We start from the raw sequence: 20,957 nt of genomic DNA, 5'->3' as shown, positions 1-20,957 counted from the left end.
AAAACTCAAGTCCTTGGTTCGCCTATGCTAAAGACTTCTCAAAACTTCTAGATTTAACTTATCAGAAGGAAAATTCAAAACGCAAACAATATCAAATTGCTCTTGGGATACTAATCAGCTCTTTGGTAATCATTTTTGGATGTGGCATTATAGCTCTCTTACAATTTTCGTGTGAAATTTAAAAAAGCAACACTAGGTAAACTACCCCAAACATCGATTTCAAGAAGTACCAGGCAATCTCCAAACCGGATAGTGTTTTGATATGGCGAACTTCAAAATTTCAAAGTCGGAAAATCAAAAAATAGGCTAGCATAAAACCTCCTAAATTAGCCTATCTAAAAACCCTTTAAATTCTTCAAAGCTTTTACCCATCGAGAGCACTTTCTTTTCTCCTTCCAGAAAAGCTGCCAATCGATCCGGCAAAACCAATTTTTCATTCAATGCGTCTTCCACCACGTCTCTGAATTTTCCTGGATGGGCTGTTTCTAAAAACACACCAACATACCCTGGGTTTTCAGCCATGAAATCTTTCAAGCCTAAATATCCCACTGCTCCGTGTGGATCAAGAGTGTAGCCTTTGGGCTTGACATCCTGTATTGCTTCGATGGTCTGAGCATCGGTGTAGAAAAAACCTTTGATATTTTTCCGAAACAGCTCCTCATTTCCATCATAAAGCGCCTGAAGTCGAGGAAAATTACTAGGATTCCCCACATCCATAGAATTGGAAACTGTAGGTACAGATGCTTTGGCTTCAAAAGGTAACCCCTTTAAATAATCAGGGACTATTTTGTTGAGATTGGTTGCAGCGACAAAATGGTCTATAGGCAATCCCATTTTCCAAGCCAAAACTCCAGCCGCCAAATTACCAAAATTACCACTTGGCACTGAGAAAACGATCTTTTTCCCATCTTTAGGCAGTCTTGAATAGGCATAGAAGTAATACAGGCACTGAGGGATCCATCGGGCAATATTGATAGAATTAGCTGAAGTCAGGAGCAAGCTTTTATTCAATTCCGGATCCAAGAAAGCCTGCTTGACCAAAGTCTGACAATCATCAAAAACTCCTTCCACTTCTATCGCAGTAATATTCTGTCCGAGAGTGGTAAACTGTTTTTCCTGAAGCTTACTGACTTTCCCTTTTGGAAAAAGAACAATAACTTCGACTCCTTCTACTCCCAAAAAACCATTGGCCACAGCACTTCCCGTATCTCCTGAGGTCGCTACCAAAACATAGACTTTTTGATCAGTTTTGGCAGTAAGCATGCTCATTAATTTGGAGCAAAAGCGTGCTCCAAAATCTTTAAACGCCAATGTAGGTCCGTGAAATAACTCCAAACTGTAAACCCCTTCCTCCACTTCAACTATTGGAGCATCAAAAACAAGAGTATGATCCACCAAGGCTCGGATTTGCTCATTTGTCAAGTCTTCCGAAAACAAGGCCTCAATCACCTTATAGCCAATTTCCTGAAAACTCTTGGATGAAAAACTTTCTATCAGTTGCTGAGGTAAGAAAGGAATCCGCTCGGGCAAGTACAAGCCCTGATCTGGAGCCAATCCTTTGATCACAGCTTCTGCTAAACTGACTTGGTGTTTTGGGTTATTGGTGCTGTAATATTTCATCAATTATTCTGTTAAAATATAACCACCATCTGTATTGATGGCAGAAAAATACACATCCACGCCCAATCCTATACTTTGATAAACCTCCTCCGCGGCCTTGGCAATTTGGACAGCTTTTTCCTTTCCTTTGGATAAACAAAACAGTGTTGGACCACTGCCCGATATTCCCATTCCCAAGGCCCCGGCACCTTTTACTGCCTCTCTTACTTCATAAAAGCCAGGAATCAATACCGCTCTGTAAGGCTCCGCAATGACATCTCTCAATGATCTTGAAATCAATTCATAATCTTCTTCATATAGCCCGGCAATCAATCCAGCCACATTTCCTGATTGAATGGTAGCGTGTTTCAAGGGAATGGCTTCTCTCAAAACTGATCTGGAATCAGCTGTTTTCAATTCAAAATGTGGGTGCAATAAGGTACAATACAGATCCTGAGGAACATTCAGCTTAATCACATCCAAAGGATGATAGTCTCTGATCAGTACAAAACCTCCCAACAAGCTCGGGGCTACATTGTCTGCATGGCCGGCTCCGCAGGCAATTTTTTCAGCAGCTATTGCAAAAGGAAGAAGGTCTTTTTTCTCATAAGGACTGCCCAAAAATTCATTTGCCGCAACCAAAGCAGCAACAGCACTTGCTGCACTCGACCCCATGCCCGATCCAAGCGGCAATCCTTTTTCCAATTGGATAGAGATCCCAGGGTTAACACCCAAGTCCTCAACCATAGCTTGAATAGCTACCGCACAGGTATTCTTAGCAGCGTCCAAAGGCAGTTTTCCATCGTCTCCTGAGATTGAACTTACTTCCAGGCCGGGATTTTCCTTTTCATTCAACTGCACAATATCCCCCATGCCCTCAATGGCAAATCCTAAAATATCAAAGCCGCAGGATACATTGGCGACAGTAGCAGGAGCAAAGGCTTTTACGGTTTTCATTACTCGCGGGTGTAGTTACCAATCCTAATCACGTCAGCGAAAACTCCGGCAGCCGTCACATCAGCTCCTGCACCTGGACCCCGAATGATCATCGGTCTATCCAGATACCTTTCAGTAGTCAAAAGGATCATATTGTCACTTCCACTCAAACTGCTGAATGGATGTGCATTTGGAAGGGAATTCAGACCAACCTTTGCTTTTCCATTCTCCAGAGTTGCCATAAAGCGAAGCTTTTCTCCTTTTGATTCTGCTTCCTTGAGTAGTTTCTCAAACTCCGAATCGTGTGCTTGAAGCTTCTGGAAAAACTCCTCCACCGTAGCAGCTTCTCTGCAATCTTCCGGAACCATACTCTGAATAGTGATGTCTTCAAATTCTAAAGTTTGTTCGGCCTCTCTTCCCAAAATCAGAATTTTTCGAGCCACATCCATTCCGCTTAAATCGTCTCTTGGATCAGGTTCGGTGTAGCCTTTGTCTTTGGCAATTCTGACTACCTGAGAAAAAGGATCTCCTTTTTCCAGTTCGGAGAAAATAAAATTCATAGACCCACTTAATACGGCTTCAATTCGAATTACTTTATCACCGGAAAGCATCAGATCCTGAAGGGTGTTGATCACAGGCAATCCTGCTGCAACATTGGTTTCATAGAGAAATTTCACTCCTCTCTTTTTCGCCAGTTTTTTAAGCTCTTTATATTGCTCCATTGAGCTGGAGTTCGCTTTTTTATTAGGGGTTACGATTGCCACCTTTGCACCTAAAACTCGTGCATAGGCATCTGCTACGCTTTGACTCGCTGTGCAATCCACAAAAACTGAGTTGGAGAAGTTCATTTCTTCCATAGTCCGGATAAACTCCTCCAAGTCCATCTTCTGATCTTGATCACTCAACTCATGTGGATTTTTTAAATCAAATCCATCTTCATGGAAAGCCATGTAGCGACTATTGGCCATTCCGTGAATTTGAATATCCAGCTCATTATCACCTTTCAGTTTCTCCTGTTGAGTTGCAATCATTTTGATCAATGCCTTGCCTATCAAGCCCACTCCAACCAAGAAAACGTGAAGCACCTTATTTTCAGAAAGGAAGAAGGCTTCGTGTAAGGCATTGAGAGCTTTTTGTAAGTCGGCCTGAGGTATGACCGCAGAGATATTCAACTCCGAGCTACCCTGGGCTATAGCAGCCACGTTGATATTGTTTCTTCCCAATGCTCGGAACATCCTTCCGGAAGCACCTGGATTTTGCTTCATATTTTCTCCTACTACCGCAACAGTGGAGAAACCATGCATAAGCGTAACCTCATCCATCTCACCGGATTTGATTTCATAATAGAACTCCCGCTCCACCACTTCTTTCGCCAAGTATGCCTCGGCTGTTTTGATAGCCAAACAGATACTATGTTCGGAAGATGCCTGAGAAATTAAGACAATATTCACTTTAGCCTCTGCAAGAGCCTTAAATACCCTACTTCCCGTAATCCCATCTAATAGAGAGGCTCCCTGCACATTGACAATGGAAATGGAGGACATGGATGAAATCCCTTTGATCAATCCACCTTGAGTCACCTCCCCATTGATTAGCGTGCCTTTGTTGGAAGGTTCGAAGGTATTCTTGATATAGATTGGAATATTCTTCTTCATCGCCGGCTGCATAGTCGCCGGAAAAATCACTTTTGCTCCGAAGTGAGAAAGCTCCATCGCCTCATTGTAGCTCAGCTGAGGAATACTAAATGCGGTATAAACCAGCTTGGGATCTGAAGTCAAGACCCCCGATACATCAGTCCAGATTTCTAAGTCCTCCGCATCTAAGGCAGCCGCAAAAATAGCCGCTGTATAGTCCGAACCTGATCTTCCTAACGTGGTAGTCTCCCCTTTTGCAGTAGAAGCAATAAATCCTGTAATGATTTTGATTCCATCATGCTTTAGAAAATATTCTTTGATCAGGTGATTGGTCACTTCAAAATCCACTCTGGCCTGACCGAATCTGTCATTGGTTCGAATTACCTCCCTTGCATCCAAAAATTGGGTTTTAATGCCTTTGGCAGCTAAAGCCTCGGCCAAAATAAAAGTAGAAAGACGCTCCCCGAAACTTGCAACATAATCCAAAGTCCGATCAGAATTTTCCTTTATCAGGTAAATTCCATGGAATAAATCTTCCAATTCATTGAAACGGACCTTCACATAGGTCATGACAGTAGACTGGTTTTGTACTGCTATTAGCTGCCTTACCATATCCAGATGCTTTTCCTCCATAGTCTGGAGTAGATCTCTGTAAACCTGATCACCTTCTCTAGCTAGGCGGGCAATCGTCAACAAACTTTCTGTCACACCGCCAAAAGCAGAAAAAACAACAGCTACATCTTGTTGCTTATTTTTCTCCTGAATAATTGAAAAAACTTTCCGAATCGTTTCTGGAGTTGCTACAGAGGAACCTCCAAACTTGATGATTTTCATAAGTAAATAGAATGATTTTGAATGAATAAAATGCCTTAATAGGCTCAGGGGCGAGTACTTTGAGATTAAACGGGATTACCCCGTAATCGTGGTCATTCCTGTAAAAAAAGTAGAAATAGAAGTCATGCCGGACATTGACATAATGCCCTTACAAGTGTGAAAAATATTTCTTGCTGCAAAAACCATGACTTAGAAATTGACTTTACAATCTTAGGCAGTAATTTCTTTTATGCCAAATAATACGCTATTAATTTTCAATTATTTAATCAAAAGGGAGTGAAAAATATAAATTTGATAATTTTAAATATTTTCTAATTCAGTCTTTTAGATTGAATAACGCCTGATATTCAAAATAAAATTTTCTCAATACTGTCTATTTTAGGATTTAAAAAAAGCTTATACGCAAAATTAGTTTAGTATTATTTTGGAAAAATATTTCTATCCAAAAAAAGTCCTCAGGTTTATTCGATAATCATGAAAAATAAAAAGCCTGATATCCGGGGGAATCAGGCTGATGCAATAGTATACTTAATTCTCAGCAAAGCTTATTGAACATCTAAAATGGCTTGTGGCTTTCCTCTGAAAAGGACATTCTCTCCTTTCTTTTTCCCAATTAGCACTTGTCCTAAAGGGGAATTTCTGCTCAGTAGAAAATATTTCTTGCCTTCTACTTCCAATTGGCCGATTGAAGCCGAAATCAGGAAAAAGTCTGTTCCCAACTGAATTAAAGACCCTTCCCGTACTGCCTCCGAATTGGATTTGATAGACTGAACCCTATAAATCTCATCCAAGTCCTCCTGAAGCTTTTCAATGGTGCCTTCGATGGTTTTTAAGTCCTGGGTCATCATCTCTCTTCCAGTCTCAAACTTATCACCTGCACTACTTTTCGTATCTTCTAAAATACCTTCAGAAACAGCCTTTCTTTCCTGCTGAAGTAGGCTAATTTTTTCTTTCAGCTGTCTGATAGCAGCCTGAAAAATCTTTTCTTTTAATTCCTGCATAAAATCAACATCCCTCTTTACGACGGGTATCAATGATGTAAACTATTTTCCAACCTTCGGACATTTTGACCAACTGAAAAGAATTGACTCCGCAGTGGCTAAAATTTCCATTGACGTAAAACTCATAGGGCGTCCATGCAGCCGCCATGTTTCCGTCTATTTTAATTTGATAATCTAGGATTCGTTCATCCAATTCTGTCTCAACCGGTGTACTAGCTATCCTTTTCCCAAAGTCCTCCACAGAATTACTTCCAACTCTTGTACCTGATGGGTCAGCTATCACGGTTTGCATCATTGCATCTGAGCTGAAAGATTTCATAACCATTTCAGCATCTTTTGCTCTCATACCGTCAAAAAGCGACACTATTACTTCTTTGACGGCTTGCTCTTCAGATTGAGCTAAAGTCGGAAATAAAACACCAAAACTTAAGGCTAAAAGACAAAGTATTTTTTTCATAAATCAAGCTTCTCCATAAAGTTTGAAAGTCATATTTCTCAAGGCCGGATTATTGACAGCATAATGCATCGCCTCTGCAATTTCTTTAGGACTTACCCATTTGCTAAAATCCGAATCGGGCATAGCCTCTCTGTTTGGCGGAGTGTCAATAATACTTGGAACGAAGACATGAGAACGAATATTGGTCTCTTTGGTTTCGGTTGCTAAAATTTCTGCCAAAGACACAATCAGCCTTTTACTCATAGCATAGGCGATCGTAGCAGAAGCGTCTTCTAATTGCAAAGCAGGGCGTGCACCCACAAACAAGAAAGTACCTTTTTGCTGCTTCTTCATAAAAGGAAGGAATCCTCTTACCAGATGATATGCGCTAAAAAAATTGAGAGAAAACATTTTTTCAAAATCAGACTGCTTGGCATCCTCAATAGATCCCATCGCAAACCCTCCAACTATCATGGCCAAGGCATCCAATTCATTGTATTGAAGCTGATATTCCTTGACAAACTCGGCCACAGACTCCTCATTTGTTACATCTACTTCGTAGCTATCATCCGCATCTTCCACTTCCTCGTCTTTCCCTGGTTGAAGTAATGCGATAACATGATATCCTTCTCTTTTAAACTTTTCTACAACAGCTGAACCTAAGTTTCCGGCAGCGCCGGTAATGATGATATTTCTACTCATATGCTAAAAACACGATTGATTATTGCTAAAATTAGGCTTTATTTTTCGATTAAGTTATGAATCACCTAAAAACTAGTATACGAACCAAGGAGAATAGAAAGCGCTGGAACTTCGCCATCAAACTGATTCTCTTGATTTTACTGGAATTTATTTATGAAGGGGAAACATATTTGAGACCTCTTTTGGATAACTATTCCCTCCTAAATCATGTAATCAGAGCATTGATATTTCTACTCAGTGCCAACCTGATTATTTCTTTAGGAAGGATCATTACATTAAGACTTTACCTCCAAAAAACTGCGGAAACCAAAGTCCTTCCCAACTTTGTGGTTGGGATAGGAAGGATCTCCGGGATACTCAATTCTCTTGCACTCCTCATTTCACTGATGCTAGCCTTTGGCATTCGGCCTTTGGAGTTTCTAACTTCCATCACCATTGTAGCGGCAGCGATTGCATTATTGACTAAAGACTACATCACCAGTATTGTCAATGGTTTGATCATCATGTTTTCTGAGCAACTGGAAATTGGAGACAAAATCACGATTGGGAAGAACACAGGGTTTATTAGAGATTTTACCTTGATGAATACTGTCCTTAAAAGTGAGACCGGGGAAATCATCATCATTCCCAATTCCATGATGCTTACTTCGGACGTAATCAATTATTCAAAAAATAACACTCATCAGGTAGTTTTTGATGCAGAAATGCCCTACTCCACAGATCTTCAGTTGATCAATTTGGAAGAAAAACTAGGCGAGGTTTTGAAGCAATTTTCTGATTATGTGATATTGGAAGGAGCTCAGTTGAATGTACTGGAAAGGAAGTCAGACAATGTATTGGTACGCTATCAGTTCCCTATCAAATCCGGTGAGAAATTGATTGAATCTCAAGTTAGAAAAACCATCAATCAGGCATTCCTAAATTGGAGTAATGAACACAGAAAAGCCTAATTATTTTGACCTTGTCTATCAGGTAGTCAAAGAGATACCCGAAGGCAGAGTTTGCTCTTATGGGGCCATTGCCAATTATTTGGGGCTTAAAAGCGGCGCCAGAATGGTAGGCTATGCCATGAATGCCGCTCACACTTTACCAGATGTACCTGTGCATCGTGTGGTTAACAGAAACGGCTTACTGACTGGCAAACATCATTTTCAAACTCCTACTAAAATGCAGGAGCTTTTGGAATCAGAAGGCGTTCAAGTTGAAAATGATCAGGTCCAAAACTTTGAAAACCTATTTTGGGACCCTGAAAAGGAATTAGGTTTTTGATCACTTTTTAATCCTTCCCAAATAGAGCCCCAAATACATCAGGAGTCCATTCAAGATCAAGGCTTCAAAGCCAAACTTGTATCCCCAAAGCCATTTTTCAGAATTATAGCTGATCACAAAGGTGATTAAAGGAGCCATTATTGCCATTAAGGGAACCCAACGGTCTTTTACTTTCAATTTTGTAAATAACCCGAAAGCATAGAGGCCCAATAATGGGCCATAGGTGTAGCCGGCTATGATAAAAACCGAGTTAATCACACTCTGATCATTGATCCAATGAAAGATCAGAATGGCAATAAACATCACGAAGGTAAATGCAATGTGGACTCGCTTTCTAATAGCTACTCTCCTTTCCTTAGGATACTTCCGTTCTATCTCTAAGAAGTCAATGCAAAATGAAGTTGTCAATGCAGTCAGTGTAGAATCGGCACTCGAATAAGCTGCAGCTGTGATTCCTAAAACGAAAATAATCCCCGCAAAAGCGGAAAAATGCTGAGTGGCCAAAAGGGGAAATAGCTCATCGGTTTTAGCCGGCAATTGAACACCCTTGGTTTCAGCATAGAGGTAAAGCATCACGCCTAGTGACAGAAACATCAAATTTACAATCACCAAAATGATGGTAAACCAAAACATGTTTTTCTGTGCATCGCCTATATTCCTACAGGTGAGGTTTTTTTGCATCATATCCTGATCCAAACCTGTCATGACGATGGTAATGAATGCTCCAGAGATAAATTGCTTGAAGAAATTGGTTCCTGCTTTCCAGTCCCAATTAAAAATCTCCGAGCGAGAATCTTGTGAAACAGCGGTGAAATATTCGGAAATACCGGAGAAGCTTAATTCATCTCCAACAAGCTTGATACAGACTACCACAGCCAATAACATGAAAAATGTCTGAAGCGTGTCCGTCCAAACTACCGTTTTGATCCCTCCTCTATGCGTGTAAAGCCAAATTAGACCAACAGTGATCAAGACTGAAACCCAAAAAGGAATACCTAATGAGTCAAATAAAATCAACTGTAGAACGGATGCAACCAAAAATACTCTGAGCGATGAACCTAAAGTTCTTGATAAAATAAAGAAAAAGGCACCCGTTTTGTATGACCAAAAGCCAAATCTATCTTCCAAATAGGAATAGATGGATACTAAGTTAAGTCGGTAGTAAAGAGGCAATAAAACCTTGGCAATGGTAAAATATCCCAGGGTATATCCTAAAACAACCTGGAAGTAATAGAAGTTAGAATTACCTACCTCACCGGGAACCGATATAAAGGTTACTCCGGATAAAGAGGCGCCAATCATACCGAAGGCGACCAAAAACCAAGGAGATTGACGGTCACCGGTAAAAAAAGTATCTGCTGTGATTTTTCTGGATGTAAACCAAGAAATCAGGAACAACATCAAGAAATAACAGGAAATGACAAGCAGAACAATTTGGGGATTCATAGCGCATCGTTGGTGAGTCGCCAAATTTGTCTAATATTCTTAATTTTGCAAAATGATTGAAATGAGTACACCTTTCCCACAGGTAGAAGAAGAAGACGTATTAGTAGAGGAATTACTGGATCTTGAGTCCCATGATCTGGTGGTATTCAATGATGATATCAACACCTTCGATCATGTAATCAATGTGTTGATTAGAGTTTGCAAACACACGAGAGAACAGGCCGAACAGTGCACCATAATTATCCATTATAAAGGTAAATGCGCTGTAAAAAAAGGAAGTCAAGAAGAGCTAAAACCCATGTGTGAAGCTATCTTAGATGAAGGTATTCAAGCCACAATAGTATAAACATCACCCTGTGAATTTTCCTTCCAAATTAATTGAAGATGCAGTAACCGAAATTTCCAGATTGCCTGGGATCGGAAAAAAAACTGCATTGCGCTTGGCTTTACATCTGTTGAAGCAAAGTGAAGCACATACTGAGGCCTTAGCTCTTGCATTATCGAGAATGAGGCAAGAAATCAAGTATTGCAAAATCTGTCACAACGTTGCTGATGAAGAGGAATGCAGTATTTGCAAAAGCCATAGAAGAGATGGCTCAATCATCTGCGTAGTTGAAGATATGAGGGATGTTCTTGCCATCGAAAACACGAATCAATATCAGGGAAAGTACCATGTACTAGGTGGCGTGATTTCTCCCATTCAGGGGATCGGTCCAGAGGATCTTAAGATTGAATCTCTAATCAATCGGATTGAAAAGGCTTCCGAATCCGAACCAGTAAAAGAGGTTATTCTAGCTTTAAGCGCAACCATGGAAGGGGATACTACGGCCTTTTATTTGGCAAAGCGCCTTAAAGAAAAAGGCGTTTCAGTTAGTACAATAGCCAGAGGAATACCAGTGGGAGGCGAATTGGAGTTTACAGATGAGGTCACTTTGGGCAGGAGTATTATGACAAGGATAAATTATAACACCGATTAATTTTTGTTTGGCTAATTGAATCCTCAGCTTATATTTGCAATCCGTTTGGGGGATTAGCTCAGCTGGCTAGAGCGCTACACTGGCAGTGTAGAGGTCATCGGTTCGACTCCGTTATCCTCCACTCAAAGCTTCACAGAGACGTGAGGCTTTTTTATTTTCAAATCAGCTCAGCCGAATAGAGCGTACCGTAAGCATGCGGGAAAGTCATCGGTTCGACTCCTTTATCCTCCACTCAAAGCTTCACAGAAATGTGAGGCTTTTTTTATATTTCCCCAGTTAGCTCAGAAGGCTAAATCTTCCCACTCAAATACTAAATGAGTTTAATTTTTTCGCAAAATTGAGGATTTCCAAATACCTTGAAAGAATTCTAATTCTTCGGTGGAATAATAGTAGCATACCAATAATTATATACGTCTATGCAGTACTTGATCTAATAGCCTATCCATGAAATCCATGCTCTTTCTAGTATGTATACTATCCTTAATTTCTTGCCTTAACGAAAGACCATGTCAAAATTTTGAATTGGGGGAAACATTTGGATTCTCATACCAAGAACAAGTAACTCATTGCACAGAACCTATATCTATTACATTTTTGGAATTGAGTCAGGACTCACGCTGCCCAGAAAATGTCACATGCGTCTGGCAAGGATTGGCGCAGATCAAATTATTGGTTTCTGTCAACGGACAAGAGAAGCCTTTTGACTTAAGTACCTACCCTCCTCATCAAGGTATTCCTTCGGAAATTGTTTTTTTAGGGTATAAAATCGCATTAGTGGATCTCAAACCTTATCCAAATACCACTAAAAAATATAGGATTGAGGACTATCAAGCCTATTTACTCATTGATAAGGTGGAAGAGTAATCGTATCTTCCCCTATGAATTCAAGCAAAGCAATTTCCTTTTCATTTCTACTTTATTTAATCCTCTTTACTAGCTCTTGCGCATGTGATCCTGAAAAAATTGCAGGATTAGTTTTTAGCGGAATGGAAAATGTGATGGGGAAAGGATTCATGCCATCCGATGAAATTCGGGCTTTAGGAGATTTTCAAAACCTGAGTGTTCAGCTAAGCAAAAACTCCACCCAGGATGGTAAGCAAAGCACAATTTTTCTCCTTTTAGAAAATGGAGATCCACTTTTAATTGGAAAACAACCTGAAATTTTAGCCAGAAAATGTGCTGAAATTTATGTCAGAGATTTTGAAAATGCCTCAGATTATCAGCAAATTACTGTGCAGTTTATTCAGAGAGATCTAAGTAACCCTGATAATTTCGCAATGCAAGAGTATGAATTTCAGGTAGCTGATTTCTTTTCTAACCCTCAACCCTAACCAAATGAATATTCCTGAAGAATTTAAAAAACCACCCCAAACACTTGGTGATTGGGTAATCAACGTGCTAATCTCAAAACTTCCTCTGATAGGATTTATCATGCTGATCGTATGGGCTGTGGACAAAGACACAGAGCCCAATAAAGCAAATTGGGCAAAAGCGGAATTAATCATGAAGTTGATCGGCTTTGCAATAGCTGTGATTATCATTTCAATAATTGGTTTCAGTTTCTTTACCCATTTTGCGGATGAGGTAGATTGGTCACAGATTGATTAATGAAGTTTAAAGCTATCTGTACCGACATTGATGGTACACTCCTGAATTCCGAGAGGGATTTATCCCCTCGACTCAAGAAGGTCATAGAAGCCTTTTCTCCGGAAATACCATTGATTCTGGCAAGTTCGCGCATGCCTGATGCGATGCGGCATTTGCTTAGAGATTTGAATAGAGAAAAACAACCCCTCATTTGTTACAATGGAGGCTTTGTCATTGATTCCGATGGAAAAGTCGTGGATTCAGTGGAAATTCCTCTTCACCTAGTTCAACGAATCTTAGAATTAAGTCAATCCACCAGCATTCATATCAGTTTGTACCAAGGTGAAAGTTGGTTTGAACCCAAGGAGGATTATTGGTCAGCCAGAGAAATCAAAAACACCAAAGTGACTCCAACATGGAAGGACACCACTCTGGTTTTGAAAGAGTGGGAAAACTCCCAATCCGGAGCCCATAAAGTCATGTGTATGGGAAACTCGCAAGAAATTAGTTGGCTCTTTGGGGAACTGCACTTCCTCTATGGAGACCTACTCCATTTGTACAGATCGAAAGACACCTACATAGAAATCGCTCCCAAAAAGATTTCAAAGGCAACCGCTTTACAAATGATTTTAAATAAATACTATGATTTCGGCATGGGGGATGTTATAGCCTTTGGAGATAATTACAATGATATTGACTTGCTACAATCTGTCGGCTGGGGTGTGGCAGTTGGCAATGCGAGACCGGAAGTGAAAGCAGTGGCTAAGGAAGTCACACTTCACCACAAGGAAGATGGAGTCGCTGCAGTTTTGGAAAAACTTATTGGCTGATTTTCCCGCTTTTTGATTTCAAATTTCTGATTTACAAAATTCCTGAACCATCCTCCACATCTTCGATGGCCTTGGCTAAAAAGTCATTGAAAGGCTTCATTTTCCTAAAACCATCTAAGGCTAAATTGATAAAGTTGCCGGAGTTTACATCTTTTTCAGCAATCGGGTGGGATACAGTGAAACTTTTCAACCGGAGATATTCTATGTAAGGATGGTCCGCCTCATAATCTCTGGAGCTAGTTTTCAACTTATCCCCTTCAATTCCAGAAAACAATTTTTTAAACTCTGGATCAGCCTCTATTCTTTCCAATTCAGCTCCTGAATAATCAATTTCCTTCCTAATCTTTTTCAAGGTTTCTGCCATTGGCATCCAGATGCCTCCTGCAAAAAAAGAGTTTCCAGGCTGAACTTGCACATAATATCCAGGCCCTTCTGATTTTTTCCCTTTTGGGGAAAAGTAAGCTCCAAAATTGGTCTTATAAGGATCTTTATTGGCTGAAAAGCGAATATCCCGATTTTGCCTAAACACACAATCCTTAGGTTTGAATGCTGATAATTCAGGTTCAACTTCAGACAATTGCTTCAAGATCACTGAAACATCTTCCAAAAATTCCGCTCTCGTCTCCTGATACCACTTTTTATTGGCATCCATCCATTCTTTGTGATTGTTTTCTGAGAGAGCTGATAAGAAAGAGAGGTAGGGTCGCATAGGAATTATAATAGGAAAATCAACAGTTTTATTAACTCATTTCTAACCTTGTGGTTTAAATAAAGTCTACCAATCCCTCCAATTTCATCCCCCTGCTGCCTTTAATTAAAACTCGCTTCTCGAGGTTTGTAACCTCGAGAACTTATCCAAGGATTTGAAATCCTCTTTTAAAAACTGCTATCTCACCCAAAAACAGCTAAATCTAAAGGGCCTTTTCTAATTCCTAAATAGTCCCCTGCACTACTCATCAAATAATCTTCAGGCTTTTCTACAATACCAGCCCGAACCGGATTTTCATGAATATAATTAGCCTTAATTTCAAAAAATTGATGCGAAAATATCTCTTCTCCATGATAACCTTTTTCCCAAAACCAAATATGGTCTTCAAATGATAAGGTCAAAGCCAACCATTTTTTCCTACTTTCTTTTGGGTTTTCTATTATAGCCTTATATATCATTTTTGAAGTATACTTTCTTAAATCCCTAATAATATCAGACAGATTATTATTCTTAGCTTGAATAATCAGATGACAATGATTAGTCATAATTACCCAAGCATAAACTTCTAAGCCCTTATATAGCTGACAGTATTTTAAACTTTCTAGAAAAATTTCAGCATAACACTTTCGAGAAAAAACATCTACCCATTGATGCACCGTAAAAGTGACATAATGGACAGCTTCTTGATCTTTTACAATATACTCTCGTCCCATCACAAAAAATTAAATAAACAGCTAACTACTAAAATACTATTAGTAGTTAAATAATCAATTGTAAAAAGATTGAAAATCTTAGGATAAATCCTCGAAATTTCAAATTTCGAGGAGCTAGTGGTTTAAATGAACTCCACCAAACCTTCCAATTTCATTCCCCGGCTTCCTTTGATCAAAATCAGATAATCCTCCAATTGACTATCCTGAAGCCAGTTTCTAAAGGAAAAAGGATCTGGGAAATACAAAGCTTTGGGCGCTTTTTCCAAGGCAGACACAACCAACTTTCCGGTGAAGCAAACCTTATCAATTTCATACTCGCTCACAATTTCTCCTAGTTTTCTATGCTCCTCTTCCGCATGCTCACCCAATTCAAACATATCCCCCAAAATGATCATCTTATGCTTTTTCCCTTGCATTGTTCCAAAGGTTCGGATGGCCGCCTCCATAGAAGATGGATTCGCATTGTAAGCATCTAAAATGATCAAATTACTTCGCTTCTCCACCAACTGAGAACGCATATTGGATGGCTTGTAATCGACTATTGCCTGTACAGCTTGATTCATGTCTACGCCAAAAAACTTCCCAACTGTCAAGGCAGTGGCAATATTTCCAAAATTGTATGCACCTATCAGAGATGAAAGAAAGATCTCCTGATTCCCCTCCACTGAGAACTTCACAAATGGATCAGCTCCATGAAAAGAAACCTCACAAAAATCACCTTTGGCAGGATACAAAACAGGCTCCTCAAAGCGCTTAATCATGTTGGATAAAATCGGGTCTTGAGAATTTATAAAGACAGTTCCTTTATTCTCTCTCAAATGCTGATAGAGCTCAGTTTTGGTTTTTAGAACCCCCTCAGGCCCACCCATTCCTTCCAAATGAGCCTTACCAATATTGGTGATAAACCCATGAGTTGGCTCTGCGATTTCGCACAACTCCTGTATATCTCCCTGCTTGTTGGCTCCCATTTCAACAATCGCCAATTCATGACTTTGATTTAAGGCTAGTAAAGTCAGAGGCACTCCAATATGATTATTCAAATTGCCAACAGTAGCTAAGGTCTTGAATTTGGTTCTCAAGACTGCATTCAATAATTCCTTAGAAGTAGTTTTCCCATTGCTCCCAGTCAAACCGATAACCGGGATATCAAACTGATGTCGGTGATAGTTGGCTAATTTTTGCAGACAAACCAGTGCGTTTTCACAGATAAAATATCGCTCATCATCCTCCTCAAAATAGGCTGCTTCATCGATCACCACCGCCGAGGCGCCCATTTCCAAAGCTTTTGAAGCAAACTCATTGGCATTGAAATTTGGCCCTTTGAGTGCAAAAAAGATATTTCCGGGATCGATTTTTCGGGTATCTGTACTGACTCCTGTACTTTTTAAAAAGAGCTGATAAAGTATGGCGATGTTCATAAGCTTCAGAAATTTCACTCAAAATAAAGCAATCATTACATCTTTGAAGCCATCTCTTCGTATTAAATTTAGTCTTCGGAATCAATTGCCTTTATGAGATTTATCCTTTTTGCCTTTTTATTTTTCAGTTCCCTCTATGCCAGCGCCCAATCTGTTTTTTCATTTGATTCTAGCAAAAGCATCAGTAAAAACAATGAAATCTTCCCTGCAGGTCTGAGTCCGGGGATCAATTCCGCGCAAATTCAGACTATTGACCTGACTAATGATGGAAAAGATGAATGGGTTGTATGGGACATTAATTCACGCATACTAAGCGTTTTTGAAAAAAATGGAGAAGATTTCATCCATAAACCCGAATTAACCTATTTATTCCCAACTGATATCAGTGGTTTTTTGGTTTTAGCGGATTTCGATCAAGATGGAAAAAAAGACCTTTTCACCTCCACTCCGCTTGGGATTAAAGTTTACAAAAACAGTTCTACTGGCAATCAGGTCTCTTGGACTCTCGCACAAAATTTCCTGAGGCTGGATGGGGCTGGAAATATTCCGGCAAATAATCTGGACACTCCTTTGATTCAGGACTTGGATAATGACGGAGATTTGGATTTGGTCATTTTCAACTTTGCTCAAGGTGACTACTTGGAGTTTTATAAAAACACTTCAATAGAAAGAAAAGGCAGTCCTGATGTAGATGGTTTTGCTTTTCCTGAAAGCTTCTGGGGAAATATCAGCTTTTGTAGTTGTGAGGGAATCAATTTTGGAACTCGCTGCGACGGAAATCCCATCAATTTTAGAGAAAACCCTGAAACTAACCGTATCCAACATGCGGGAGGGCACAGTGTACTCTATCAGGATTTTTCCGGGGATGGGATTTTCGATTTGGTTTTAGGAAGAGATGAGTGTAGTGTTTTGTTTTATCTCCCCAACCAAGGAAGTAATACTCAGCCTGTTTTTTCTACTTTTTCAAATACCGTCCCAGAATACGGACCACTCCCTGTATTTCCCATATTCCATGTTGGAAAGCAGATTGATGATCAGTTGATCATCTCTCTAAACACCAATGAAACTTCGGCTCCATTCCAAATTGATTTTTCCAACTCCATCGTAGCCCTTTCCAAAAATTCAAGTACACAAAATCCTATTCTACAAAACCAACTTTTGGATTTAGGGGAAAACTCAAGGCCGTTTTTTAAAGGAAACGTTTTTGCAGGAGAATTATGGATTAGTGCCAACAAAAAAACAGGCAATAAAGTGAGAGGTGAGCTTTCTAGATTAAGTTATTCTGGAAATCAATTTCAGGTACTCAATTCAGATTATCTCAATCTGTCCAGTTTGGACTTACTGGATCTGCAAGTCATAGAGTATGGAAGTGTCAAAAACCAATCTTACCTTTTGGTTTCAGGCCAACGTACTAACAATGGAATACCATCCCAAGTCTTGCTCCATAATCAGGGTAGCAATTATCCGGATTTTAGTCTTTCTGGCTTATCGCTTCGGATTGGCGATCAACTCACTTTTTTTCCCTATCAAGGAAAAGATCATTTACTCATAGCCTCGCAAAATGGCAGTTTAACACTCTATGAGGTAGACTTGGAAGGGAAGACTGCCATTTTAAAAAGTAATAATTTCTTGGGCTTCCAGGACAATCCTGCTAATCGAAACCTCAGTGTTGCAGTAAGAATTCAAGAAAATCCTGATTTATATTCTGTGGATCAAACAGGTCGGATATTTCTGGTCAAAGACATGATGAATTCGGAAGTTCGTGAGGAGGTCCTGGTCAAAATTGGTGATCAAAATATCCCATTCAGACTGGGAAGAAATACATGGATATCGATTGTCAACCCCGGATTTGATGAAAATACCGATCTGATCCTTGGAAGTCGGGCCGGTGGAATTTCCTATTTAATAGCTGTCAATTCCAGCTCAGGCGAAGAGGAAAGTTTTTTAGCGAAGGTATACCCCAATCCTTCATCTGGACCATTTAAGGTGATTTCCAACAAGCCTGGAACCGCAAGGCTTGTCAATGCAATGGGACAAATCTTAGTAGATGAAATAGCTATTCCTGCCAATAGGGAAGTGGGAATCCAGGCTCAAGCCCTTCAGCCTGGAGTTTACTTTTTACAATTAGAAACTCTCGATAGAGAAGTCCTAGTGAAGAAAATCCTAATCAGGTAATCGACTTTAGGAATTCCTGAATTGAATAAATAGAACTAATAGCAGATTCTGATACTTCCTAACTGCTGTATATAAATTAGAATTTACAATTTTAAGTTTTTCAGTTTTCATCCTTAAACTTTTCCATTTGTCTCAATGCTTCAAATCATCTAGCTTAGGGTCAGAATTATAAATCCAATGAAAAAAATATTCTTATTCCTTTTTGCAGCCCTATTTGCATGGGCTTGTGCTTCGGGGCCTGAAAATCCCGCTGACTCCGTTTTTATCAACGGAATAGTCTACACGGTAGATGAATCTAACCCCAAGGCAGAGGCAGTAGCTGTAAAAGACGGCTTAATCCTGGCTGTTGGCACTACTGCTGAAATTCAAGAATACATAGGGGAAAATACAGAAGTCATCGACCTTGAAGGTAAAACCATGACTCCTGGCTTTATCGAGTCCCATGCTCACTTGATGGGAATCGGCTACAACAAGCTGGAGCTGGACCTCATGTATGTCAAAACCTATGACGAACTGGTAGAAAAAGTGGCGGAGGCAGTTGCCAAGGCCAAACCGGGCGACTGGATCACTGGTCGAGGATGGCATCAGGACAAATGGATCCAAAAGCCCGAGAAAATGGTAAAAGGTTTTCAAACCAATGAGCCTTTGAATGCAGTATCCCCCGACAATCCTGTTTTCCTCAGGCATGCTTCTGGCCATGCTTCCTTTGCCAATGCAAAAGCCTTGGAATTGGCTGGAATCGCTAATCTGAAAGGTGAAAGACCGGGAGAAGTAGAAGGTGGTGAAATTATTGTAGATGACTTGGGAAATCCAACTGGCGTATTGACCGAAAGGGCTTCCAATCTAGTGGCAAGATTAGTCCCGGAAGAAACTCCCGAAAGAGCAGAGGAGGCATTGACTTTGGCTTTACAGGAATTGGTAGAAAAAGGAATCACTTCATTCCATGATGCAGGTTCCGGTCAGGATGTGATTGATTTGGTTCAGAAATTTAAAGACGAGGGTAAACTTACCGTTCGTCAATACATCATGCTTACCGGCCGTCAGCCTGAGCTTTTGGAGGAATGGTATAAGAAAGGTCCGATGATAGACTCCGAAGATCACTTACTGACAGTACGTTCTATCAAGCTAAACTGTGATGGAGCTTTGGGGCCAAGAGGTGCCTGGTTGCTGGAAGACTATGCTGACAGACCGGGGCATCGCGGACATGAGACGCTTCCAATGTCTGTCGTAACTGAGGTATCAGAAAAGGCCTTGCCGCTAGGTTTTCAGGTTTGTTCCCATGCTATAGGAGATCGCGCTAATCAGGAGATTTTGGATAGATATGAGGCAGCTTTTGCCAAATTCCCAGATGCGACCGATCACCGATTCAGAATTGAGCATGCCCAGCATCTGCATCCGGATGATATTCCGAGATTCGGGGAATTGGGAGTGATAGCGGCCATGCAGGCCATTCACTTGAGTTCAGATCGACCTTGGGCCATAGACAGACTGGGTGAAAAGCGCATCATAGACGGAGCTTATGTTTGGCAGAAGCTATTCCAAACCGGAGCGAGAATCTGTAATGGAACGGATGCGCCTGTTGAGCCAGTAGATCCAATCCCTTCCTTTTTTGCATCCGTAACCCGCAAGACTTTGGAAGGACTTCCTGAGGGAGGCTATGAAGGCGATCAAAAAATGACCCGTGAACAAGCTTTGAAGTCCTACACGCTAGACGGTGCATATGCCGAGTTCGAAGAAGATTTCAAAGGCTCCATCGAAGTAGGCAAAGCAGCTGACTTCACAGTTTTTGATCAGAACATCATGGAGGTAGCTGAGGATGAAATACTAAAAACCCAGGTTGCCATGACGGTGATGGGGGGGAAAGTGGTTTTTAAAAGACAATAATTAAGGCCTCTCAAGGTTAGTTGAATTTTAAAAAGTTCCCTTTATGGGAACTTTTCTTATATATTTGAATTTAGAAACATGTGAGAATAATTGCAAAACGGACTTTGCGGGAATTTTGGGAAAAACATTCCGATTCTGAACAACAGCTAAAAGCTTGGTATCGAGAAGCTGAAAAGTCCCAATGGAGTAATACCCACGATCTAAAAAGAGCGTACCCAAACGCCAGTATATTGGGAGAAAATAGAGTAGTATTCAATATTAAGGGGAATCACTACCGATTGATTGTAAAAATCAATTTTGAATTTCAGTTATGTTGGATTCGCTTTATTGGTACTCACGCCGAGTATGACAAAATCAACGCAAATACGATCTAATATGAATATCAAGCCTATCAAAACTGAAACAGATTATCAAAAAGCACTGATTCGCCTTGACGAGATTTTTGATGCTCAAAAGGGAAGCAAGAAAGGAGACGAACTGGAAATACTTTCTATTCTAGTCGATCAATATGAAAAAGAAAATTTTCCGATTGATCTACCTGATCCCATCGAAGCTATCAAGTTTCGAATGGAGCAGATGGATCTCAGAAATAAAGATCTTGCTGAGGTGGTAGGAAATAAAAGTCGGGTAAGTGAAGTGTTGAATAGAAAAAGAAAACTTTCGCTGGATATGATTCGAAAACTGAACACCTATCTTCGAATTCCTACAGAGGTATTGGTTCAGGAATATTGATCCCATGATTTATTTAATTTTTTGTTTAGGATTACTTTTTCAAATTCAAGAAGAGCACACCAATGCACTACCTTA

Annotated in this window: 22 protein-coding genes and 1 tRNA gene; 13 read left to right on the top strand and 10 right to left on the bottom strand. The window is 40.2% G+C overall.

The window, feature by feature from the left end; genetic code table 11:
* Positions 1–321: 321 nt before the first annotated feature.
* From thrC to GYM62_RS20465, 6 genes are all read right to left on the bottom strand, one after another.
* Positions 322–1,620, bottom strand: a complete 1,299-nt coding sequence (thrC, locus tag GYM62_RS20490) for a threonine synthase (RefSeq protein WP_219957781.1) — start codon at positions 1,618–1,620, stop codon at positions 322–324.
* Positions 1,621–1,623: 3 nt separating this feature from the next.
* Positions 1,624–2,556 carry a homoserine kinase gene (locus GYM62_RS20485; RefSeq protein ID WP_219957780.1) on the bottom strand — a complete coding sequence of 311 codons (933 nt, stop codon included), beginning with the start codon at positions 2,554–2,556 and terminating at the stop codon, positions 1,624–1,626.
* Complete coding sequence (thrA, locus tag GYM62_RS20480) at positions 2,556–5,003, bottom strand: bifunctional aspartate kinase/homoserine dehydrogenase I (protein WP_219957779.1); 2,448 nt, start codon at positions 5,001–5,003, stop codon at positions 2,556–2,558. The genes GYM62_RS20485 and thrA overlap by 1 nt, the downstream gene beginning before the upstream one ends.
* A gap of 545 nt (positions 5,004–5,548) precedes the next feature.
* Positions 5,549–6,004 (bottom strand): hypothetical protein, encoded by a 456-nt coding sequence (locus GYM62_RS20475; RefSeq protein WP_219957778.1) that lies wholly within the window; start codon positions 6,002–6,004, stop codon positions 5,549–5,551.
* 4 nt (positions 6,005–6,008) lie between these two features.
* Positions 6,009–6,461: a nuclear transport factor 2 family protein gene (locus tag GYM62_RS20470; protein WP_219957777.1), complete on the bottom strand. Its 453-nt coding sequence runs from the start codon at positions 6,459–6,461 to the stop codon at positions 6,009–6,011.
* 3 nt (positions 6,462–6,464) lie between these two features.
* Positions 6,465–7,142: an SDR family NAD(P)-dependent oxidoreductase gene (locus GYM62_RS20465; RefSeq protein WP_091655493.1), complete on the bottom strand. Its 678-nt coding sequence runs from the start codon at positions 7,140–7,142 to the stop codon at positions 6,465–6,467.
* Positions 7,143–7,198: 56 nt separating this feature from the next.
* On the opposite strand from GYM62_RS20465, the gene GYM62_RS20460 reads away from it, so the two are divergent.
* Complete coding sequence (locus tag GYM62_RS20460) at positions 7,199–8,092, top strand: mechanosensitive ion channel family protein (protein WP_219957776.1); 894 nt, start codon at positions 7,199–7,201, stop codon at positions 8,090–8,092.
* The gene (locus GYM62_RS20455) at positions 8,073–8,411 is read left to right on the top strand and encodes an MGMT family protein (protein WP_219957775.1); all 339 of its coding nucleotides are present in this window, start codon (positions 8,073–8,075) and stop codon (positions 8,409–8,411) included. Before GYM62_RS20460 ends, GYM62_RS20455 begins: the two co-directional genes overlap by 20 nt.
* Here the strand turns inward: GYM62_RS20455 and GYM62_RS20450 are convergent, their stop codons facing one another.
* Positions 8,412–9,857, bottom strand: coding sequence for a sodium:solute symporter (locus tag GYM62_RS20450; protein WP_219957774.1), 1,446 nt, complete (start codon positions 9,855–9,857; stop codon positions 8,412–8,414).
* A 61-nt stretch (positions 9,858–9,918) separates the two neighbouring features.
* On the opposite strand from GYM62_RS20450, the gene GYM62_RS20445 reads away from it, so the two are divergent.
* The 7 genes from GYM62_RS20445 to GYM62_RS20415 all read left to right on the top strand — a co-directional run bounded on the left by GYM62_RS20445 (position 9,919) and on the right by GYM62_RS20415 (position 13,251).
* Positions 9,919–10,203 carry an ATP-dependent Clp protease adaptor ClpS gene (locus GYM62_RS20445; protein WP_219957773.1) on the top strand — a complete coding sequence of 95 codons (285 nt, stop codon included), beginning with the start codon at positions 9,919–9,921 and terminating at the stop codon, positions 10,201–10,203.
* A gap of 10 nt (positions 10,204–10,213) precedes the next feature.
* Positions 10,214–10,834, top strand: a complete 621-nt coding sequence (gene recR / locus GYM62_RS20440; protein ID WP_219957772.1) for a recombination mediator RecR — start codon at positions 10,214–10,216, stop codon at positions 10,832–10,834.
* Positions 10,835–10,881: 47 nt separating this feature from the next.
* Positions 10,882–10,955: transfer RNA gene (locus tag GYM62_RS20435), tRNA-Ala, on the top strand.
* Positions 10,956–11,356: 401 nt separating this feature from the next.
* Positions 11,357–11,698 carry a hypothetical protein gene (locus GYM62_RS20430; RefSeq protein WP_219957771.1) on the top strand — a complete coding sequence of 114 codons (342 nt, stop codon included), beginning with the start codon at positions 11,357–11,359 and terminating at the stop codon, positions 11,696–11,698.
* A gap of 14 nt (positions 11,699–11,712) precedes the next feature.
* Positions 11,713–12,165, top strand: coding sequence for a hypothetical protein (locus GYM62_RS20425; protein ID WP_219957770.1), 453 nt, complete (start codon positions 11,713–11,715; stop codon positions 12,163–12,165).
* A 4-nt stretch (positions 12,166–12,169) separates the two neighbouring features.
* Positions 12,170–12,442, top strand: coding sequence for a hypothetical protein (locus GYM62_RS20420; protein ID WP_091655500.1), 273 nt, complete (start codon positions 12,170–12,172; stop codon positions 12,440–12,442).
* Entirely contained in the window at positions 12,442–13,251 is an 810-nt protein-coding gene (locus tag GYM62_RS20415) for a Cof-type HAD-IIB family hydrolase (RefSeq protein WP_219957769.1), read from the top strand. The genes GYM62_RS20420 and GYM62_RS20415 overlap by 1 nt, the downstream gene beginning before the upstream one ends.
* 31 nt (positions 13,252–13,282) lie before the next feature.
* On the opposite strand, the gene GYM62_RS20410 is transcribed toward GYM62_RS20415, so the two are convergent.
* From GYM62_RS20410 to murF, 3 genes are all read right to left on the bottom strand, one after another.
* Positions 13,283–13,960 carry a DUF2461 domain-containing protein gene (locus tag GYM62_RS20410; RefSeq protein WP_219957768.1) on the bottom strand — a complete coding sequence of 226 codons (678 nt, stop codon included), beginning with the start codon at positions 13,958–13,960 and terminating at the stop codon, positions 13,283–13,285.
* Between the two features lie 182 nt (positions 13,961–14,142).
* Positions 14,143–14,673: a transposase gene (locus tag GYM62_RS20405; RefSeq protein ID WP_219957767.1), complete on the bottom strand. Its 531-nt coding sequence runs from the start codon at positions 14,671–14,673 to the stop codon at positions 14,143–14,145.
* A 122-nt stretch (positions 14,674–14,795) separates the two neighbouring features.
* Positions 14,796–16,091, bottom strand: a complete 1,296-nt coding sequence (murF, locus tag GYM62_RS20400) for a UDP-N-acetylmuramoyl-tripeptide--D-alanyl-D-alanine ligase (RefSeq protein ID WP_219957766.1) — start codon at positions 16,089–16,091, stop codon at positions 14,796–14,798.
* A 93-nt stretch (positions 16,092–16,184) separates the two neighbouring features.
* Here murF and GYM62_RS20395 point away from each other — a divergent pair, with 93 nt between their 5' ends.
* From GYM62_RS20395 to GYM62_RS20380, 4 genes are all read left to right on the top strand, one after another.
* Positions 16,185–18,266: a T9SS type A sorting domain-containing protein gene (locus tag GYM62_RS20395; RefSeq protein WP_219957765.1), complete on the top strand. Its 2,082-nt coding sequence runs from the start codon at positions 16,185–16,187 to the stop codon at positions 18,264–18,266.
* A gap of 177 nt (positions 18,267–18,443) precedes the next feature.
* Positions 18,444–20,150 (top strand): amidohydrolase, encoded by a 1,707-nt coding sequence (locus GYM62_RS20390; RefSeq protein ID WP_219957764.1) that lies wholly within the window; start codon positions 18,444–18,446, stop codon positions 20,148–20,150.
* Between the two features lie 80 nt (positions 20,151–20,230).
* Positions 20,231–20,524 (top strand): type II toxin-antitoxin system HigB family toxin, encoded by a 294-nt coding sequence (locus GYM62_RS20385; RefSeq protein WP_024284562.1) that lies wholly within the window; start codon positions 20,231–20,233, stop codon positions 20,522–20,524.
* A gap of 1 nt (position 20,525) precedes the next feature.
* On the top strand, positions 20,526–20,882 hold the full coding sequence (locus GYM62_RS20380; RefSeq protein ID WP_219957763.1) for a type II toxin-antitoxin system HigA family antitoxin: 357 nt from the start codon (positions 20,526–20,528) through the stop codon (positions 20,880–20,882).
* The last annotated feature ends 75 nt before the right edge of the window (positions 20,883–20,957 follow it).

Origin of the sequence: Algoriphagus sp. NBT04N3, assembly GCF_019443765.1 — a bacterium.
GTDB classification, from domain to species: Bacteria; Bacteroidota; Bacteroidia; order Cytophagales; family Cyclobacteriaceae; genus Algoriphagus; species Algoriphagus ornithinivorans.
The sequence above is the reverse complement of the archived record's forward strand: the minus strand, read 5'-3'. Positions and strand labels throughout refer to the sequence as shown.

Excerpts from the sequence above, each read along its gene's own strand:
- thrC (WP_219957781.1), bottom strand. The coding sequence starts at position 1,620 with ATGAAATATTACAGCACCAATAACCCAAAACACCAAGTCAGTTTAGCA.
- GYM62_RS20485 (WP_219957780.1), bottom strand. The coding sequence starts at position 2,556 with ATGAAAACCGTAAAAGCCTTTGCTCCTGCTACTGTCGCCAATGTATCC.
- thrA (WP_219957779.1), bottom strand. The coding sequence starts at position 5,003 with ATGAAAATCATCAAGTTTGGAGGTTCCTCTGTAGCAACTCCAGAAACG.
- GYM62_RS20475 (WP_219957778.1), bottom strand. The coding sequence starts at position 6,004 with ATGCAGGAATTAAAAGAAAAGATTTTTCAGGCTGCTATCAGACAGCTG.
- GYM62_RS20470 (WP_219957777.1), bottom strand. The coding sequence starts at position 6,461 with ATGAAAAAAATACTTTGTCTTTTAGCCTTAAGTTTTGGTGTTTTATTT.
- GYM62_RS20465 (WP_091655493.1), bottom strand. The coding sequence starts at position 7,142 with ATGAGTAGAAATATCATCATTACCGGCGCTGCCGGAAACTTAGGTTCA.
- GYM62_RS20460 (WP_219957776.1), top strand. The coding sequence starts at position 7,199 with ATGAATCACCTAAAAACTAGTATACGAACCAAGGAGAATAGAAAGCGC.
- GYM62_RS20455 (WP_219957775.1), top strand. The coding sequence starts at position 8,073 with ATGAACACAGAAAAGCCTAATTATTTTGACCTTGTCTATCAGGTAGTC.
- GYM62_RS20450 (WP_219957774.1), bottom strand. The coding sequence starts at position 9,857 with ATGAATCCCCAAATTGTTCTGCTTGTCATTTCCTGTTATTTCTTGATG.
- GYM62_RS20445 (WP_219957773.1), top strand. The coding sequence starts at position 9,919 with ATGAGTACACCTTTCCCACAGGTAGAAGAAGAAGACGTATTAGTAGAG.
- GYM62_RS20425 (WP_219957770.1), top strand. The coding sequence starts at position 11,713 with ATGAATTCAAGCAAAGCAATTTCCTTTTCATTTCTACTTTATTTAATC.
- GYM62_RS20420 (WP_091655500.1), top strand. The coding sequence starts at position 12,170 with ATGAATATTCCTGAAGAATTTAAAAAACCACCCCAAACACTTGGTGAT.
- GYM62_RS20415 (WP_219957769.1), top strand. The coding sequence starts at position 12,442 with ATGAAGTTTAAAGCTATCTGTACCGACATTGATGGTACACTCCTGAAT.
- GYM62_RS20410 (WP_219957768.1), bottom strand. The coding sequence starts at position 13,960 with ATGCGACCCTACCTCTCTTTCTTATCAGCTCTCTCAGAAAACAATCAC.
- GYM62_RS20405 (WP_219957767.1), bottom strand. The coding sequence starts at position 14,673 with ATGGGACGAGAGTATATTGTAAAAGATCAAGAAGCTGTCCATTATGTC.
- murF (WP_219957766.1), bottom strand. The coding sequence starts at position 16,091 with ATGAACATCGCCATACTTTATCAGCTCTTTTTAAAAAGTACAGGAGTC.
- GYM62_RS20395 (WP_219957765.1), top strand. The coding sequence starts at position 16,185 with ATGAGATTTATCCTTTTTGCCTTTTTATTTTTCAGTTCCCTCTATGCC.
- GYM62_RS20390 (WP_219957764.1), top strand. The coding sequence starts at position 18,444 with ATGAAAAAAATATTCTTATTCCTTTTTGCAGCCCTATTTGCATGGGCT.
- GYM62_RS20380 (WP_219957763.1), top strand. The coding sequence starts at position 20,526 with ATGAATATCAAGCCTATCAAAACTGAAACAGATTATCAAAAAGCACTG.